The organism is Neobacillus drentensis, from assembly GCF_036965645.1.
In the GTDB taxonomy this organism is placed as follows: Bacteria; Bacillota; Bacilli; order Bacillales; family Cytobacillaceae; genus Neobacillus; species Neobacillus drentensis_D.
Map to the genome: position 1 here is coordinate 18,875 of NZ_JBALPZ010000023.1, position 447 is coordinate 19,321.

At 32.2% G+C, this 447-nt stretch carries 1 protein-coding gene; it reads right to left on the bottom strand.

The window, feature by feature from the left end; all coding sequences use genetic code 11:
* Positions 1-193: hypothetical protein (locus tag V7266_RS04405; RefSeq protein ID WP_335466142.1), on the bottom strand; the 193-nt coding region annotated here is incomplete at its 3' end.
* Positions 194-447 lie beyond the last annotated feature (254 nt).

The following is a 447-nucleotide window of genomic DNA, read 5'->3' on the forward strand; positions in this document are numbered from 1 at the left end:
TTCCATCTAAAAACCAACCTTTTACAACACTAACCCCCTTTAGGGTTGCTCCCGTTGCTGGTGAATCAATGTATCCCTTTGGTGTTAACAGGGTACCAGCTGCGAAAACATTGCTGCTATGAAAGATTAATAGGATGGTAAAAAAGGATGCTGCCAGTAAATATTCAGTTAACTTGCTTTTAATTATCGTCATCTCCCCCACTATCAATTAATCTACTAAAAGCATTCAGGATAAATTTTAGCAGAATAAAGAATAGTAAACAATTAAATTCGGCATAATTTACATAATTTCAACAAATATTGACATTTCTTTAAGTGGAAGAAAAAAGGCATGCATCAACGGTTTTGTATCTCGATTTTTGCTTTTGTGAATATTTCAAGCCTCATTGACTTGATTTTATGACAAAATAACTTATTATTTACCTTGAATAATAATCCATAAAAACT